Genomic DNA, 17853 nt, shown 5'->3' with positions numbered 1-17853 from the left:
CCGGGCTTTAATGGTGGATAAGAAGAATAGAAATTTTGATTTGCTAAAACACAAATTAGGGACACTACGTGTCACCAAAAAGTCAAATAAATGGATAGCGCAAATCGCTGTGACAATCTCCACCACCAAGAAAACAGGCACGAAAGTCATGGGCGTGGATTTAGGACTCAAAGTCCCAGCTGCGGCAGTCACCGATGACGAACAAGTGCGCTTTTTCGGAAACGGACGGCGAAACAAATATATGAAACGACAATTTCGTTCGGAAAGAAAAGCACTTGGGGAACGAAAGAAGCTGAATGCCATCCGCCACTCAAAAGACAAAGAACAACGATGGATGAAAGACCAAGACCACAAGGTTAGTCGTCAAATCATTGATTTTGCAAAAGATAACCACATTTCTGTCATTCGCTTGGAAAAACTGGCGAATATCCGGCAGACGGCAAGAACAAGCCGTAAAAACGAAAAGAATTTGCACACTTGGTCCTTCTACCGATTAGCGACATTCATTGAATACAAAGCAACATTGGAAGGCATACAAGTGGAGTATGTGAACCCTGCACATACCAGCCAAACCTGCCCGAAATGTACCGAAAGGAATAAAGCAAAGGACCGAAAGTATCGGTGTAGTTGTGGATTTGAAAAACACAGGGATATCGTTGGTGCAATGAATATTCGCTATGCACCTGTGGTTGACGGTCACAGTTAACCAGCCTAAGATGCTATATGCACTGTCTTAGGAGGGGCAATGAGATGCCCTCACCTTGAGGCTTGAACAAAACAGAAATGGACTGCGTTCGTACAAGCACTCAAGAATCCCACCCGTCAAACCGAAAGGTTCGGGCTTGCGGCTTTAGCCGTGGGAGTCTCAAAAGAATGATTATTGTTGCATTTGGAAGTTATGCAGCGATCCTTGAATCAGATGGAACGTTGACAGTAATGGAAAAATCAAAACAGAAACGTCTTGAAGAAGATGATTTTTTCCTATAAAAAGATACCCTTATAGTACATGTGACTTGCAGGCTCTCTGCTCTACAGTCAATATGTGTATTATAAGGGAGTTTTTTTATTCTTTAACTGGAAGAACAATTAGTTCTTTAGTAGTCTGGGTAAAAGGATCAGCTCCTTTATCAGTTACAACCAGACAGTCTTCAATTCGAATGCCTGCCGTTCCTTCTATATATACGCCAGGTTCGATAGAAAAGCACATGCCGGTCTGTATTGGGATGGTGACTCCTGGGGCAATATTAGGAAATTCATGGACAGATCGCCCCAGGCCATGACCCAGGCGATGAGTAAAATAGTCGCCATAACCTGATTCAGTAATGATCTGTCTTGCCGCAGCATCCAATTCTCCTGCTGTAATGCCCGGCCGTACAGCTGCCTGAGCTGTTTTTTGAGCGTTAAGCACAAAGGAGTATAGCTCTTTAAGCTTAGGTGAAGGGTCCCCGTAACTGACCGTGCGTGTCACGTCACTGGTGTACCCATTATAGACCACACCGAGATCAAAGAGCACAAGTTCACCGGCCTGAAGCTTTCGATCTCCAGGAGTGCCGTGCGGGCTGGCAGCGTGATCGCCAAACAGCACCATCGTATCAAAGCTCATCTCTTTAACACCCAATTTTTTCATCTCATACTCAATGACAGCAACGACTTCTTGTTCAGTTATGCCTGTGGATAGGGCGTCCATGCCGACACGCAGGGCTTCATCAGCCAGATAACCAGCCTCTTTCATTATAAGAATCTCTTCACCGGATTTAATTACTTTCATGTTCTGAAGGTATGATGTGACAGACTTGAATGAAGCATCAGGGAAGAGTGACATCAACTGATGATAGCGGTCTACTACAAGATAATCTGATTCGATGCCGATTGTGTTAAATAATCCGTCCTCTGCAACATTCTCTTTCAGGATCGCCCAAGGGTTGTCCTCATCCTTATAGCCAGTCACTATATCAACGGCACCATAGGAGCGGGCTTCAGATTCTTCCAGTTTTGGTACAAGTAATTGAGTGGAGTCAGCCGTGATTAGTAGAGCCAGTACGCGCTCATGAGGATTACTGTAGAAACCAGTAAGATGGGCGATAGTATCCGGATTGTCAATATATACAAAAGACAAGGTCTGATCAATCATATATTTTTTAAATGCGTCAAGTGGGTTCATAATTATCCATCCTTTTAAATTAATCGTGGTTTTAGTGTACCAAAAACTTCTCTTTTAGAATAGAAAATGATAGAATGATTATGAAGAAAGCCTTTTCTGAAAAAGTTTTAGAAAATTTCATGAAAATTTATCGATTTAATTGAAAAAGGTTACATTTCCTGTTATTCTGTTAACAGAAGTATGCGCTCACAAGATTTTTATTCTATATATGTTAAAGGAGATTAAATAATGGATAAGCAAACAATTACGATTTATGATGTGGCACGTGAAGCCGGAGTATCCATGGCTACGGTGTCACGCGTAGTCAACGGTAACCCGAATGTCAAACCTACTACCCGAAAGAAAGTTCTGGACGTCATTGACAGACTGGACTATCGTCCTAATGCCGTAGCAAGAGGGCTCGCAAGCAAGAAGACAACTACGGTTGGAGTCATCATTCCAGATGTCACAAATTTGTATTTCTCTTCTCTGGCACGAGGCATCGATGATATTGCAACGATGTACAAGTACAACATTATTCTTGCAAACTCAGATGAAAATGAACAGAAAGAAGTTCAGGTGCTCAACACACTGTTGGCCAAACAAGTTGACGGTGTGATCTTCATGGGTAACAAAATTACAGAAGAACTTAGAGCTGAGTTTTCCCGTTCCCGCACACCGGTCGTACTGGCAGGTACTGTTGACCCGGATGAACAAGTAGGCAGTGTCAATATTGATTACGAAACAGCTACTGAAGATAGCGTAGATATGCTGGTAGGAAACGGACACAGCAAGATCGCATTTATTTCCGAAAGCCACGATGAGCCAATTAACGGACAATATCGTCTGAACGGATATAAAAAAGCTCTTGAAAAAGCGTCCATCTCTTATAACGAAGATCTAGTTCTTCAATCTGAATACACCTACAAAGTAGGCGAAGCAGTATTTGAACAACTTAAAAAAGCTGGCGCTACCGCAGCAGTAGTCTCTGATGACGAACTGGCAGTCGGAATTCTTAATGCTGCCCTTGATAGAGGGGTATCAATTCCTGAAGATTTTGAGCTTATCACATCTAACAACTCAAAACTAACAGCAATGACCCGTCCGCAGATGAGCACCGTCGTTCAGCCATTGTATGATATTGGTGCTGTAGCGATGCGTCTATTGACTAAATTGATGAATAAAGAAGAGATTGACGAAAAGACTGTCAAACTTCCATATACGATAGATGCTAAAGGAACAACTAAATAAAAGGTGATAAAGGACAGCTGTACTGGCTGTCCTTTTTTTGCGCTAACAATGCATTTTTAATTAAGGCCATCATAATCATATGGAAAAGGTAAATTAAAAAACAGCTGCTGACCAGTTAAGGTGAGCAGCTGTTTCAATTAGAATTTATTCTTCTTCGTCATCTGTATTATCATCGTCATCTGTATTATCATCGTCATCATCATTTTTGTCAGACGGTGGGGTGGCTTCAGAGTTGACGTTGCCGTTTCCGTTAGATGATCCATTGCCATTGCCGTTTCCGTTAGATGATCCATTGTCATTTGAGTCGTCATTATCATCAGACGACTCATTTCCGTTGCTCGATCCGTTATTTCCATTGGATGAGGCATTATCATTCCCGTTGCCATTACCGTTTCCGTTAGAAGATTCTTCTTCATCGTCTTCATCGTCTTCAGGTTCCGGCTCAGATTCTGGTTCAGGTTCAGGTGCTTCAGATGACTCGTCGCCATTGGACTCGTCATCTGAAGCAGCATCGTCTTCTGTTTCTTCATCGTCTTCATCGTCTTCATCGTCATCATCATCATCATCATCATCGTCGTCGGAAGATAATGCACGACCCCAGAATTCTTCCAATTCCTCATCTGTTGCTCCGATTGCAAAGTCATAAACTGTGGTTCCAGGAACGTTATCTGACTTGAACAGTTCAGTATGTGTATTACCAGAGTAGTTGAATGTCGATCCGTCAGGGGCTTCAACTTCACCGGCTTTCATACCAGTATCTACTATGACAGAATCTTCAGTTACACCATCAGGACGAGCATGGGTTTCGCCCACACCAAGAATATCCGGATTAACCGCATGGACAGCATTCATAATGCGTGCCCACATGTCTCGGTTACGTCTGCTTGGATGGAGACCAAAGTCATCTCTTAATGAGAGCTCGTTTGTTCCATACCCCATCCATGTTCCAAATGATACGCTTGGGGTACTGCCGATATACCAGACGTCGTGACGATCCTGAGTAGTTCCTGTTTTTGATACCCAGTCTGAAGAAAAATTCAGCTGATCAATGGTTCCTTGTGCAGTCCCATCAGTATGAACTCCTCGTAGCATATCGATTAGCAGATAATTGGAAGCCGGGCTCCATACTTCAGTCTGTTCCACTTCATGTTCATAAATAATTTCACCTGCACTGTTTTCGATGCGTTCAATCATGTAGGCGTCTGCATGCTGACCGTTATTTCCAATAGTTGAAAATGCGCTGATCAGGCCGACAGGAGAGGGGCCATCAGGTCCACCGATAGAAAACGAAGGGAAACTGATTGTTTCAGGCGCAACATCGTCAGCAGTAATTCCCATATTTCTAATGTAACTTTCCAGATCGACGTCTTCCTTCATTAATTCAGCATGAATTTTAAAGGCAGCCAAGTTTTTTGAATCCTCAAGAGATTCTCTGGCAGTCAGCCACTCATTAGTTGTGGCTCCAACGTTTGTCGGAGTGTAATAATTCCATTCTCCAGTAGCTGGATTCCACTCATCTCTTATTTCAACCTCTGTATCAGGTATGATAGTAGCGGGATTAAGAAGGTTAGCGTCAATAGCCGGTCCGTATACTGCGAGCGGTTTTATGACTGACCCTGGACTTCTGTTCATCTGAAATGCATTGTTAAATTGACTTAGTTCATAATCTCTTCCACCGATAAATCCGATGATTCGTCCGGTATCATTATCAATCAATGATCCGCCATATTGAACAGGAAGAGTAGTGGACTGAGTATTCCCGTCTGCATCTTCCCATGTGTAAGTCTGTTCAGCTCCTAGCTGATCCTGATACTCTCTTACGGTTTCTTCCATTGCATGGTGAACATCACGGTCAATCGTTGTATGAATTTGGTAACCGCCATTTCTAATCTCAGAACGAATCTGTTCTTCATACTCACTTAATAGATCAGGATTTTCTTCCAGTTCTTCATTCGTAATACCGTCACGTTCGAGTGCCTGAACAACTAGAATACGACGGGCTTCAAATTCTGCACGGTCATAAACATAAGACAAATCTTCATAAGCGATTTCTTCACGATTTAAAAAGTCCTGTGTCAGATCGTATTCTAAAGCTTCCTGATACTCATCGTAAGTGATGAGCCCTACACGGTACATTCTGAACAGTACTTCTCGCTGTCTGCGCAAGCCAAGTTCCTGATCTTCCTTGATGGCACCAGTGTTTGTATAAGGACTGAAGACGTTTGGACGCTGAGGCAGTCCAGCTAAAAATGCGGCTTGAGGAAGGGTCACTTCTGATGCAGGAACTCCAAAGATCCCTTGAGCGGCTTCTTCAACACCCGCAATATTCTGGCCTTTATTGTTTCTGCCGAACGGGGATACATTCAGGTAGGCTTCCAGAATTTCTTCTTTATCCATATAATTCTCGATGCGCATGGCAAGAAGAATCTCATTAGCTTTACGCTCATGCGAAACTTCCCCGCCAATGATCTGTTGTTTGATCAGCTGTTGTGTTATAGTCGATCCACCAGTAGAGGCACCAGACTCTGTCAGATCCTGAACGAGGGCACGGGCGATAGCTTTAGGAACGATTCCTTCATGATCGAAGAAGTACTCATCTTCCGTTGCTATAATCGCGTCAACTAGAAGTGGAGACATCTGTTCCAGTTCAACTGGTGTCCTCATGAGATCCGCTCTCAGATCACTGATCACTTCTCCACCTGCATAATACATTGTTGATGTTTCGTTAAAATCGTAAATCTGCTGGACCATCACTTCATGGTCAGGAATGTCAGTTCCATTGACCAGTGAAACGAAATATCCGACTGCCGCTCCAGCTCCTAGTGAACCTCCTACAAGAAGGATGACAACCAGCATAATAATAAGGGACTTGACGACCCGATAAAAAATATCAAAATAATAGACAACATTCTCGAAACGTGAGGGTTCATTCGTTTCTTCTGTCTGTCTTTGCTTCTTTTCTTCAGAACGCTTCATTATGAACTCCTTTAAGTTTGATTTAATAGTCGTGTAGCTTGCTATATTATAGCAAAATAAGGGTAGAAATAAAATAATTGAGGAGATAAAGCACATATAAATGAGTGGACTGTGACAGAATTGTTAAGTACCTGCAAGAAAAAATCCTTTACGAAAATAGGAATCATTTTACGTAAAGGATTAATGGTTAGACTGTTTCAGGTAGAGTTTCTCCGATTTTTTCTAATCGTTCGGCCACTTCTTCTCTGCTTAGGTGATGCTCTTTGACGTAACGGTTTTCCGGTGAAACACGGCAGTCATGAGAACAGCCTCTTAAATACTTGTGCTCATTTTCTTCGGAAGTAATGAACTGACGGTTACAGAATGGGTTGCCGCAATTAACGTAACGTTCACACGGTGTACCGTCAAACCAGTCTTTAGCGATAACAGTATGTTCCTTGCGGTTGATGTCCACACTGATGCGGCCATCGAAAACATACATTTTTCCGTCCCACAGTTCACCCTGAGTCTCAGGGTGCGTACCGTAGTTATGAATCCCACCATGAAGTTGAGCAACATCTTCGAACCCTTCTTTAAGAAGCCAACCACTCAATTTCTCGCAACGTACCCCTCCCGTACAGTAGGTAACGATGCGTTTGTCCATAAATTTTTCTTTGTTTTTCCTGATCCATTCCGGAAGTTCTCTGAAGGATCGGATTTCAGGACGTACAGCACCTCGGAAATGACCCAGATCGTACTCATAATCGTTTCTCGCATCAAGAACGATTGTATTCTCATCTTCCAGCGCTTGTCTGAATTCAGTAGGTTCTAGATATTGCCCAGTAATTTCATTCGGATCGAGGTCGTCTTCACCCAAACTTAGAGAGACGATTTCGGGACGATAACGGACATGCATTTTCTTGAATGCATGCCCCTCCGCAGGATCCATTTTGAAGAACAGGTCATTGAAGCGCTCGTCAGATTTTACAGCTTCCATATAAGCATCAGTCTGCTCGACTGTACCGGAGACAGTTCCGTTAATTCCTTCTTCCGAAACGAGAATGCGCCCTTTTAGCCCGATATCATTACATAAAGCCAGGTGCTCGGTTCTGAATTGTTCAGGGTTGTCTATTTTTACATATTTGTAGTAAAGCAATACACGATAATCACTCATTTAATTTCCTCCTGTTGCTGGGTATGATCTAGTCCATTCTTATGGAATCACTAAAAAGTATAGTCGTTTCGCTTACAAAATGCAAGTAGTCTCAGGGAGTATAGCCATTTCGAATGTAAAATTGACATCTAAGTGTAATATACTTGAAATTTAAACATCTCGACATAATGTTATACTTTATCCAATAAATTAAAACGCTGACATCTAAAAACTATGAATTGACGATTAATGGAGGGGCTTTTGTTGATCAAGAAACTTATACTGTCAACTTTATCAAGTGCACTATTACTTAGTACATTTTCTGCTGTACCGAGTGTATCAGCAGACGATTTTAACGATGCAATTGATGAACAAAGATCAATCATTGAAGAGACCGACAATCAGGTACATAACCTTGAAGAAACAATCAGTTCTCTTCAGGAACAGGTACGCAATGCAGAAGACGAGTTAAAGACTCTCGATCGTGATATCACTGCCAATGAAGATAAAATCAATGAAGTAGTTGAGCGACTGGAAGCAGCTCATGCTGAAATGAAAGAGCTTCAGGAGGAGATTGCTGAACTCGAAGACATTATTTCCAAGCGAACTGAACAGCTGGAAAGTCAGGCCAGAAAAATCCAGGTCGATGGACAGACGACCAGCTATATCGAATTTATCATAGAGGCTGAATCACTAACGGATATCATCGGCCGAATTGATATTGTGTCCAGTCTCGTGTCATCTAACCGTAAACTGGTTCGAGCACAGGTAAGAGACATGGAAGCAGTTGCCGAGAAGCAGGAACGGACTGAACAGACGATCGTTCAACAGAATGCACTGGGTGCTGAACTTGAAGTCATTTCTCAGGACCTCGAACAGCAGAGACTTGAAAAAGAAGTGCTCGTTGCACAGATTGCAGCAGAAAGAGCCACCGCACAGTCTGACAGAGATCGTTATCTTTCGCAGAGAGCTGAAGCAGAACAAGCTGTTTCTCAACTGATTGTAGCACGTGAGGAAGCTGCACAGGCGGCTCGTGAAGCTGAAGAACAGAGACGAGCTGAAGCCGAGCAGCGTGAACAGGAAGAAAGAGAAGCTGCAGCACGTGCTGAAGAAGAGGCTGAAATACAGGTCTCATTATCATCTTCTGAGGATTCTGAGCCGGAATCATCCAGCTCAGAAACTAGTGCCCCAGCTGCACCATCCAACTCAGACCGAAACCAAGCATCTTCTGGAAATAACGGAGGCTCTGCATCAAATACTGAATCATCTAACAACAATAATTCTGGAAACCAAGTCAACTCCAGCACTCCGGCAGAATCAGGAAACAGTTCTGGGGGTAATTCCGGAAATGGAAATAATTTAGGAAACAACTCTGGTAATAACTCAGGCAGTAATTCAGGTAACAATGGTGGTGGAAATGGATCAGGTGGAAGTTCAAATGAATCATCCAACAAGCCTGCACCAGCACCACAACCGTCACCGGCTCCTGCTCCAAGCGGAGGAACAAGCTGGGCAACACTTCAGCCACATGCAACTAGATTGCTGGGAACAAGATACCAGCTGGGAGGAAGTACGGCAAGTGCCCTTGACTGTTCCGGATTTACATCTCTTGTTTTTAGACAAGTAGGCATTTCACTGCCACGTACAGCAGCTGGACAGTATGCCTCTTCAAGAAAGATATCCAGAAGTGACGCGCAACCTGGCGATTTGATTTTCTTCTCTGAAAATGGATCTACAATTTCTCACGTAGGGATATATGTTGGCGGCGGACGCTTTATCGGTTCTCAGACTAGTACGGGTGTCGCGTATACCAACGCTCACACTGGCTACTGGGGTGCTCGATTTGTAGGATACGGAAGATATTAATAGCAAACTCAAAAAGGGACATGCCTGAACGGGCATGTCCCTTTTTGAGTTTATAGCCAGATTTTCCCCCTCAAGTAGTGAACAAGCAACTGATATTGATCCAAGATTCAGCTCTCAGTAATCTCAGCATATTTTTGTAGACCTGCACCCTTTATATATTTGGCTAGGACAGACTTGAGGCTGCATTATAACCTGAGTGGGTTCCAAGACGAATCTTGCGACATACTGAAGCGGACCTTGCACTATGACTTTGATCTGAGAGTCGAATTACCTTCAACTTACAAGCCTCCACATTGTCATTCCATCACTTATACATAATGAAAAAGCAATGAGCGCCCGTCCTGATAATAACGGTGACTCATTGCTCTTTTGTATTCAGATCTTATATTACCCGAACTTTGTCCTGATTTATGCGCTAGACTAAAACAAATCTGACATCAATAAAAATTGACAACTAACTTAAATATAGGAGTCGGTCAGAGTCATGTACTCATCGATATCTGCCAAAACTTCATCAATTGCGGCCTGCCAGAAATCAGGTTGTGTCAAGTCGACGTTCAAGTGTTTTTCAGCCAGATCTTCAGTCGTCATGCTGGCCGTGTCTCTAAGCAGTTCACGGTAGTCATCTTCAAAGGCCGATTCCTGATTCTTCGCATGAGAACAGATCCCCAGGCTGAACAGGAAACCGAATGTATACGGGAAGTTATAGAACGGCACTCCAGTTATGTGGAAATGCAGTTTACTTGCCCAGAACATTGGGTGATAGGTGTCTAGCGCGTTCTGGAATGCTTCTTTTTGAGCATCTTCCATCAGCTGGCTCAGTTCCTTCTCGTCAAGCAGCCCCTTCTGTCTCTGTTCGTAAAAACGTGTTTCAAACAGGTAACGGCTATGAATATTCATGAACATGACAGCAGCACGTGAGATTCTGCTGTCCAGAAGAGCGATTTTTTCTTCAATAGACTCAGCTGCCTCGACTGTCGCACTCGAGATAACCATTTCACAGAATGTTGATGCAGTTTCCGCTACATTCATTGCATAGCGACGGTTCAGATGAGGCAGATCCCTCATAACATGACTATGGTAGGCGTGGCCCAGTTCATGAGCAAGAGTGGATACATTGTTAGCGGAACCGGAAAAAGTCATGAACACTCGGGATTCGCCACTCATAGGCAAGTTGGAACAGTAGGCACCAGGGCGCTTACCATCTCGATCTTCGGCTTCCACCCAGTTCTGTTCAAATGCAGTTTCAGCCAGTTCTTTCATCTCCTGACTGAAAGAAGCAAAGTGATCGACGACGAGAGACTGAGCTTCTTCAAATGAATAAGATTTAGGCTCGAAGTCCCCTAAAGAAATAGGGGCGGTCACGTCTGCCCAGTTGAGCTTGTCTTTGCCCATCAGCTTGGCCTTGCGATTAAGGAAGTCTACCACTTTAGGTTTGTTTTCGGTAATCGTATCCCACATCATATCCAAGGTATCCTTTTTCAGACGGTTGTATTCCAGAGCAGGATCAAGGAAATGGTCTTCTCCTCTGAGCTCATAGGTCTGTAGTCGGAACCCTGCCAGATGATTTAAAGTATCAGCAAACAGTGGCGCCTTGGCGTGCCAGGTCAGCTCCCAGTTATCAAGCAGAGATTCTCGGACAGCAGGGTCCGGATCCCCTGATAACTTATTGGCTGCCTGACCGGCTGACAGAGTGGATAACTCTCCATCTTTTTTAAACGGCACACGTATACTGTTCACTAGAGACTGATAGACGTTCCCAAAGCCTTCCAGACCATCCAGTGAGAGCTGCTGTATGATGCGTTCTTCTTTTTCAGATAAAAGCTTTTTACCTTTTTCTCTTTTTTCATTCAGATTGAAGGAACTCTGTTTAAGTCCTTCATGAGCAATCAGTTCAGTCCATTGATCTTCAGGAACAGCTTTCAGCTTTTTCATAAATAAAGTCTCTACATCGCTCATCTCACTGCCCAGACGGCTGAGTTCATTAACGCGTTTGGCCGCCTTGGAATCATCCACGTTGGCAGAAAGGATGCCTCTTGAAAATGTTGATGCTTCTGATAAGTTGTCATAAGCAGTCTGGCGCTTGTCCAGAAAATCGAGCAGCTCAGTAGTATGAGAATTGGCCTGCTCAGCCGACCAGTTTATAATCAGTTTTTTAGCTTCTGAAATCGTCTCTCTGATGCCGTCAATAAACTGACTCAGTTCCTCAGAATCACTTCCCCCTTTAAAAATCCGTTCCATATCCCAGTTCAATTGTGTTTGCATACAGTCTCCCCCTTAGTTGATTGCTTTCATTGTATCGTTTTTTCCTTTTCATATAAAGGGACATCAGTTAGAATAATAGTATTGACTAATGGAGTGTGTAAAAATATGAGAAAAAAAACAAGTACTGCAGATAACATCTATCTTCTTTCTGCCTTTGTTGTGATGGCTATTTTGTACTACAGTTCCTCTATGAGCTATCAGGAGCAGACGGTCCAGCCAATTCTTAATCAATGGCTTGAAAATGAACCGTTCAGAGGGCTGCTGGAGCGTATGGCATTTATGTATGCAGGCAGTGAAGTCAGTATCGAAGCAAGTGGTTATGTTGGATTCTTAGAGTTTTTCCTTAGAAAAGGGGCCCATTTCATTTCTTATTTCTTTTTAGGCCTGTTCTGGTACTTAGGATTAAGAAACAGAGTGGACAATCCGTACTTAACTGTACTGCTGGCTGTGATGCTGTCGATAGGCTATGCGTCATTTGATGAATTAAGGCAGTCCTTTCATCCAAACCGGACAGCGTTGATGGAAGATGTCATTCTGGATACTGCAGGAGCTGTGACTGGGGTCATTTCCGGCCTGCTGTCCACTAAACCACGCAGAAGGCGATCGCGTGTCAAAGCCTGATTCAACGGACTGACTAAAGACGGCAATGAAAGCGCAACCTGACCACCTTGAATGACAAAAGATTTTTGGTATAATAACAAAGGACAAACACTAAGATCAGGAAAGAGGAAATAGAATGGCAGGACATTCCAAGTGGAAAAATATTCAGCATCGTAAAGGTGCACAAGATGCAAAAAAAGGAAAGATTTTCCAGAAATTGTCAAAAGAAATCTATCAGGCTGCAAAAGATGGCGGTACTGATCCCGATACGAATGCTGCACTGAGACTGGCTGTAGACAAAGCCAAAGCAAACAATATGCCTAACGACAACGTCGACCGCGCAATCAAGCGTGCCACTGATTCAGGTCAGGGAGCTGACTATAAAGAAGTGCTGTATGAAGGATACGGACCAAGCGGAATTGCTGTTCTGGTTTATGCCCTAACTGATAACCTTAACCGCTCGAGCACAAATATTCGAGTGGCATTCGACCGTAATGGTGGATCAATGGGAGAAAAAGGAACGGTCAACTATATGTTCGACCGCAAAGGCTATATTGCAATCAGCAGAGAAAATCTCGATATCGATGAAGACGACATGCTGATGCACGTACTGGAAGCTGGCGGAGAAGAACTGGAAACGTCCGACGATGTCTTTGAAATCTATACCGAAGCAACGGAATTCGCTCAAGTACGGGACGCACTGAAAGAAGCAGGTTTCGAGCTGGACCAGTCGGAACTGACGATGATTCCACAGACTACTGTACCTGTTCCTGAGGATAAAGTCAGTGTGTTTGAAAAACTGATCGATGCTCTTGAAGATGATGATGACGTCAGCGACGTTTACCATAATGCAGACATTTAAAATAATTTCACTTAACGTAATTCCGAAAGAAGTCTCCCACTTCTAAACGTATGGGTACGAAGCACCAGTGAAAGTGGGAGATGAATTTCGGTCAAGCGATAGCTTGAAGTCGCGAACTTCCGTTTCATTTGGTATACTTCTTGTGTAGACGAAAACCAAGTCTATACTTAGGCGATAACCAAGCCTACTAAGTATTCCTTGGCATTAGCCAAGTAAAAGAAAACCTATGAGGCAGGGACTGCCTTTTGAGCCTACCCATATCCGATTCCTCTGTCTGCATGAATTTTGTGCAAACAAGAATGGAGTTCGTAGGAAGCTCCCACTTCAAAATCCAAAGGATTTAAGTGGTGGGTAGTTCACTAGGCACTGGACAGAAAATTTGTCCAATGTCTATTTTTTTTCGTCACTTTTAAGATAAAAGAACAATATATATAGTAGACAGAAATATTTTATGGAGGGGTGGTAAAAACTGGATACCGAATTATTCGCACAGCATCTTCTGACAGTCGCTGATTCTTACCGAACGAGTGATATACATGTTCTGCCGGAACAGAAACACTATGATATCTATTTCCGGTTGAATGGACAGATGGACAAACAGTTCTATCTGGATAGAGAAGAAGGGGGACGGCTCATATCGTTATTTAAATACTTGTCGAATATGGATGTCGGTGAGAAAAGGCGACCTCAAAGCGGATCGATGACGTTTCAGCTCGAAAAGAAAGCCATTGACCTGAGATTCTCCACGATCAGTAACTACCAGAGTCAGGAGTCTCTGGTAATCAGGCTTTTAAAGCAGAAAGAAACAGACGTGTCAGACATCGGGACATTCTTTCAGTATGAATGGCAGCAGCTGAAAAAACTGGCCGATGCCAAATCGGGGCTCCTTCTCTTTTCAGGTCCTGTGGATTCAGGTAAGACGACCACGATGTATCATCTGGTTAAAAACAGGATAAGAGGTGAAAAACAGCAGGTGATTACAGTAGAAGATCCCGTTGAGATTGAAGAAGTCTCCTTCTTGCAGACACAGGTCAATGAGACGGCGGGCGTATCATATGAACACTTGCTGAAAAGTTCTCTCAGACATCACCCGGATGTGATCATCGTTGGAGAAATAAGGGATGAAGAAACGGCACGAATGGTCATTCGAGGCGCCCTGACTGGTCACTTGATCGTGGCATCGATCCATGCCAAAAACTGCACAGGGGTCATATCCAGGCTGATGGAACTGGGAATCAGTCGGCCATTGCTCCAGCAGACACTGATAGGGATATCTTTTCAGACGCTGCTTCCACTTTACTGTCCCTTGTGTGAAACAGACTGTCGAACCTTCTGTACCCATTATCCCAGAGATCAGAAACGTGCCGCTTTATTCGAAGTCAGAACTGGGGAAGCACTCAAAAGGAGTCTGGGGGAGTCGGGAGAAAAGAAATCCCGTGAAGATGCGCCACGTTCATTTAATCATTTACTGGAAAAGGTGACTGCTTATGGCTATATTTCGAAACAGACCTGCGACCGCTACCTCATTCCTGAGCACTAAGGTCCTTTACCTCCAGGGTCGCTTTCTGTCGCGACTTGGAAGACTTCTGGGAGAAGGGTTTTCCATGAAAGAGGCACTGGACTTTCTGAGAACACTCGAAAAAAAGGAAGCGGCGGGATGGGCAGACACGATCAGACAGGAAATACTTGAAGGAAGAGAACTGTCAGCTGGAGTCAGACGATGCGGCTTTCCCGAATCGGTGAGCACACAGATTCACTTTGCTTTGTATCATGGACACCTGCATGAAGCCATATCGCATGCGGGGCGGCAGCTGATGAAACGAGCAGAGCGCAAACGAAAGCTACTTAGCATTATTCAGTACCCGCTGATGCTGACAGGCTTTATTGTAGTCATGCTGTTTATGATGCGGTACATTCTCATCCCTCATATTGAACAGATTACTTCGTTCCAGTCCGAGGTCATGCCGTTGAGCACGCGCCTGATTGTTATACTGGTCTACCGGACACCCGAGGGCCTGGCACTGTTTGCTGGTCTGATCACAACAGCAATTCTCATATTTAAAAAAGCGAACAGCAGGAAAAGTGAAGTCGAGAAACTGAATACACTCACCAGATGGAGCCGCTCCACATTATTCACGCTTTACTGGAGCCAGTATTTTGCTTACGAGTGGGGCCAGCTGATCAAGGGAAGCTGCAGTCTCCTTGAAGTCATCACAATTATGAAAGGAGAGCAGAGCTCGAAGCTGGTCAAGGATATAGGGAAGCGAATCGAGAATGAAATGCTTAAGGGCATGTCTTTTTCTGAAGCTCTAACCCCCTATCACTTTTTAAACGAAGAACTGAAGGAAGTGATTCGTCAGGGTGAGCTTTCCGGAAAACTTGGCCATGAACTGACAATGTTTGCTCACAGCTGTGAAGAGGATTTTGACCGGAAGACAGAACAGCTGATGGATCTGATCCAGCCCATTGTTTTTGTAGGTGTTGCATTAGTCATTGTTGCGATTTATGCCGCCCTGCTGCTCCCCACATTTACTGTTATGGATACATTTTAAAGGAGGAAAAATAAATGATAAATAGATTACGCAATAGATTAAAGAAGGAAAATGGCTTCACACTGATTGAAATGTCTCTGGTCCTGCTGATCATATCTGTGCTCCTGTTATTGTTCGTCCCTAACCTGTCCAAAAGGCAAGAATCAGCAAACGATACTGGAACTGATGCGATCGAAACAGTCCTGCAGAGCCAGGTGGATTTGTATAAAATAGAAGAAAAGAAAAACCCTGAAAGTTTCGATGTAATGGAAAATGAACAGTATCTGACACCTAATCAAGCCGATCGGGCCAATAAAGAATTTCAGTTGAATGGCGGCATTGTGACGAAAAAAGCTAAGTGACAGGTGAATCATGACGTGGTCAATGAATAAAGAAGAGGGCATGACGCTGATCGAAACACTACTGGTGCTCACTGCTCTGTCCATTATTATCTCAATACCTGCTGTTCAGTTCAGTCGACTCAAAGAAAGATCTGAAACAGCCCTGTTCTTTGAAACCTTTCAGTCGAGTGTCACCCTCATGCAGAACTATGCGATACTTAATGATAAATGGACAGTCATCGAATTCAGGCGTCCACTTAAAGATATATCATTCAGAGTAGCGGGTGAACGGGGGCATCCGATCGAACACAAACTGTCTCTGCCGGATCACATCTCATTATTGAATGATCTGACTGAATTCAGGTTTTCAAGAGGGACGGGACATATAAGAGGACATGAGGTCATCAGATTCCGCACACCGGAAGGAATTGTAGAGTTTGCCTTCCAGCTGGGAAGTGGCCGATATGAAATCAGGTAAATGGAGAAAAAGCGGAGGGTTCATCCTTATGGAAGCCCTGATCAGCTTGAGTCTGATCACACTAGCAGTATGCAGCATGCTTCCGTTCCTTGTGGATACTTTTGTGATCAGAGAAGAAGCAAAACTAAACGTGGAAACCAGCAGAGTTCTTTACGAAACAGCTCAGTTCTGGGATAGAACATATCAGTCGAATGCGATGATGGTGGACGGCAAGCTGATCGTAGTTATCGAAAATGACAATCGAATCACAGTCAAAGGAGAGAAGATCAGTGATCAGATGGTGGAAATCCTGTCAGTCAAATGGAAAAAATGATCAGGGACTGACTTTGATCGAATGCCTCGTTACTATCCAGGTCATAAGTGCTATGGTCCTGCTTTTTTCTTTCGCTCTCAGCCAGTTTACAGCACTTGAAAGACAGGTGAATGATGACAGACAGATCGAGTGGCACCTCTTCTTGAACTATCTCGAACAGGATCTGAAAGACAAGGTGGTCACGGATGTGAAGGGTGAGACGATTACTTTCAAAAAGGTGGTGGATGGTGTAGTGCAGGAGGAGCCCATGACCTACAACCGCTATAAAAATCTATATAGGAGAAGTGTGCGTGGACTGGGGCATCACCCTGTTCTAATGAGGATCAGTACCTTCTCAGCCGAAAAGAAAGATGACCAGCTGATATTAAAGGTCACTTTTGATAACCTGGAATCATACAGAGGCATAGTGAAGGTGGTGGATCATGTTCTGGAGTAAGGGCTTCGCAGATTCTATACGAAGCGATGAGGGGAGCACGCTATTGTCTGCACTCATTATGCTCATGTTTACTTCGTTCCTATTGTTGTCATCGGTCACAGTCCTCAAGCATCAGATGATCCAGTACAGGCAGACGGCTCTCAGCTATGAAGCCAGAACGATGATTGAAATGACAGAAGTTCTTTTAAAAGATGATTTTGATGATGATCAGTCTTATCCCAGTGAAGTGAGATTTTCATCAGGGAGCACAACAGTGAGCAGGCTCACCGATACACGATTTCTTATCAAGGCAGAACTGAACAATCAGCATACTAGTCAGAAAACAGTTGAGCTGGCAGTGAAGCCTGTAGAACCGAGTACACCCCTAAAAACAGACGAAAGCATTGATGACGAAGCAGTGGGAGATGAGCCAGAGGCCACACCAGAAGTCAAGGATGTAAAAGACCATCAGGATGAATGAAACAACATACTAAGCATAAATTGATTTGAGCATCAGTGGGCCAGACTGAAGAGAGCCTGCTGATGCTTTTCGCTGTTCAGCTGTCCTGAATATAGGTGTTGGGAACCGGATGTACAATGGCTGCCCATTCGTTTCTTTTTTAATTCAGCTTTGCTATAATAAAACAGATGAACGAAGAGCTGTACGATAAACTATAGAATAG

At 43.7% G+C, this 17853-nt stretch carries 16 protein-coding genes; 12 read left to right on the top strand and 4 right to left on the bottom strand.

Annotation, left to right across the window (positions count from 1 at the left end):
• Positions 1-706, top strand: a 706-nt coding sequence (locus tag ACYQ4S_RS04400; RefSeq protein WP_459769609.1) for an RNA-guided endonuclease TnpB family protein, incomplete at its 5' end; no start/stop codon positions are given.
• A gap of 357 nt (positions 707-1063) precedes the next feature.
• Here the strand turns inward: ACYQ4S_RS04400 and ACYQ4S_RS04395 are convergent.
• Positions 1064-2161 carry a M24 family metallopeptidase gene (locus tag ACYQ4S_RS04395; protein WP_459769608.1) on the bottom strand — a complete coding sequence of 366 codons (1098 nt, stop codon included), beginning with the start codon at positions 2159-2161 and terminating at the stop codon, positions 1064-1066.
• Positions 2162-2389: 228 nt separating this feature from the next.
• Here ACYQ4S_RS04395 and ccpA point away from each other — a divergent pair, with 228 nt between their 5' ends.
• On the top strand, positions 2390-3391 hold the full coding sequence (gene ccpA / locus ACYQ4S_RS04390) for a catabolite control protein A (RefSeq protein ID WP_346025579.1): 1002 nt from the start codon (positions 2390-2392) through the stop codon (positions 3389-3391).
• Between the two features lie 144 nt (positions 3392-3535).
• Here ccpA and ACYQ4S_RS04385 read toward each other — a convergent pair whose 3' ends face one another.
• Both ACYQ4S_RS04385 and trhO read right to left on the bottom strand, forming a co-directional pair.
• Positions 3536-6367: a transglycosylase domain-containing protein gene (locus ACYQ4S_RS04385; protein ID WP_459769606.1), complete on the bottom strand. Its 2832-nt coding sequence runs from the start codon at positions 6365-6367 to the stop codon at positions 3536-3538.
• Between the two features lie 187 nt (positions 6368-6554).
• Positions 6555-7520 carry an oxygen-dependent tRNA uridine(34) hydroxylase TrhO gene (gene trhO, locus ACYQ4S_RS04380; protein WP_459769605.1) on the bottom strand — a complete coding sequence of 322 codons (966 nt, stop codon included), beginning with the start codon at positions 7518-7520 and terminating at the stop codon, positions 6555-6557.
• Positions 7521-7763: 243 nt separating this feature from the next.
• On the opposite strand from trhO, the gene ACYQ4S_RS04375 reads away from it, so the two are divergent.
• Positions 7764-9365, top strand: a complete 1602-nt coding sequence (locus ACYQ4S_RS04375) for a C40 family peptidase (RefSeq protein WP_459769603.1) — start codon at positions 7764-7766, stop codon at positions 9363-9365.
• A gap of 459 nt (positions 9366-9824) precedes the next feature.
• Here the strand turns inward: ACYQ4S_RS04375 and ACYQ4S_RS04370 are convergent, their stop codons facing one another.
• Positions 9825-11630 (bottom strand): M3 family oligoendopeptidase, encoded by a 1806-nt coding sequence (locus tag ACYQ4S_RS04370; protein ID WP_459769601.1) that lies wholly within the window; start codon positions 11628-11630, stop codon positions 9825-9827.
• Between the two features lie 105 nt (positions 11631-11735).
• On the opposite strand from ACYQ4S_RS04370, the gene ACYQ4S_RS04365 reads away from it, so the two are divergent.
• The 9 genes from ACYQ4S_RS04365 (at position 11736) to ACYQ4S_RS04325 (ending at position 17651) form a co-directional block, all read left to right on the top strand.
• Complete coding sequence (locus ACYQ4S_RS04365; RefSeq protein WP_459769599.1) at positions 11736-12251, top strand: VanZ family protein; 516 nt, start codon at positions 11736-11738, stop codon at positions 12249-12251.
• A gap of 115 nt (positions 12252-12366) precedes the next feature.
• Positions 12367-13092, top strand: a complete 726-nt coding sequence (locus ACYQ4S_RS04360) for a YebC/PmpR family DNA-binding transcriptional regulator (protein ID WP_459769598.1) — start codon at positions 12367-12369, stop codon at positions 13090-13092.
• 469 nt (positions 13093-13561) lie between these two features.
• Positions 13562-14632 (top strand): competence type IV pilus ATPase ComGA, encoded by a 1071-nt coding sequence (gene comGA / locus ACYQ4S_RS04355; protein ID WP_459769611.1) that lies wholly within the window; start codon positions 13562-13564, stop codon positions 14630-14632.
• Entirely contained in the window at positions 14580-15644 is a 1065-nt protein-coding gene (gene comGB, locus ACYQ4S_RS04350; protein WP_459769596.1) for a competence type IV pilus assembly protein ComGB, read from the top strand. Before comGA ends, comGB begins: the two co-directional genes overlap by 53 nt.
• Before the next feature lie 14 nt (positions 15645-15658).
• Complete coding sequence (comGC, locus tag ACYQ4S_RS04345; RefSeq protein ID WP_346025571.1) at positions 15659-15985, top strand: competence type IV pilus major pilin ComGC; 327 nt, start codon at positions 15659-15661, stop codon at positions 15983-15985.
• A gap of 22 nt (positions 15986-16007) precedes the next feature.
• Positions 16008-16442, top strand: a complete 435-nt coding sequence (gene comGD / locus ACYQ4S_RS04340; RefSeq protein ID WP_459769594.1) for a competence type IV pilus minor pilin ComGD — start codon at positions 16008-16010, stop codon at positions 16440-16442.
• Positions 16429-16755, top strand: coding sequence for a hypothetical protein (locus tag ACYQ4S_RS04335; RefSeq protein WP_091266076.1), 327 nt, complete (start codon positions 16429-16431; stop codon positions 16753-16755). Before comGD ends, ACYQ4S_RS04335 begins: the two co-directional genes overlap by 14 nt.
• Positions 16712-17191: a competence type IV pilus minor pilin ComGF gene (gene comGF / locus ACYQ4S_RS04330; protein ID WP_346025568.1), complete on the top strand. Its 480-nt coding sequence runs from the start codon at positions 16712-16714 to the stop codon at positions 17189-17191. The genes ACYQ4S_RS04335 and comGF overlap by 44 nt, the downstream gene beginning before the upstream one ends.
• Positions 17178-17651, top strand: coding sequence for a hypothetical protein (locus tag ACYQ4S_RS04325; protein WP_459769592.1), 474 nt, complete (start codon positions 17178-17180; stop codon positions 17649-17651). Before comGF ends, ACYQ4S_RS04325 begins: the two co-directional genes overlap by 14 nt.
• Positions 17652-17853: the final 202 nt, after the last annotated feature.

Source organism: Alkalibacterium sp. s-m-28, assembly GCF_054658175.1.
The sequence above is the reverse complement of the archived record's forward strand: the minus strand, read 5'-3'. Positions and strand labels throughout refer to the sequence as shown.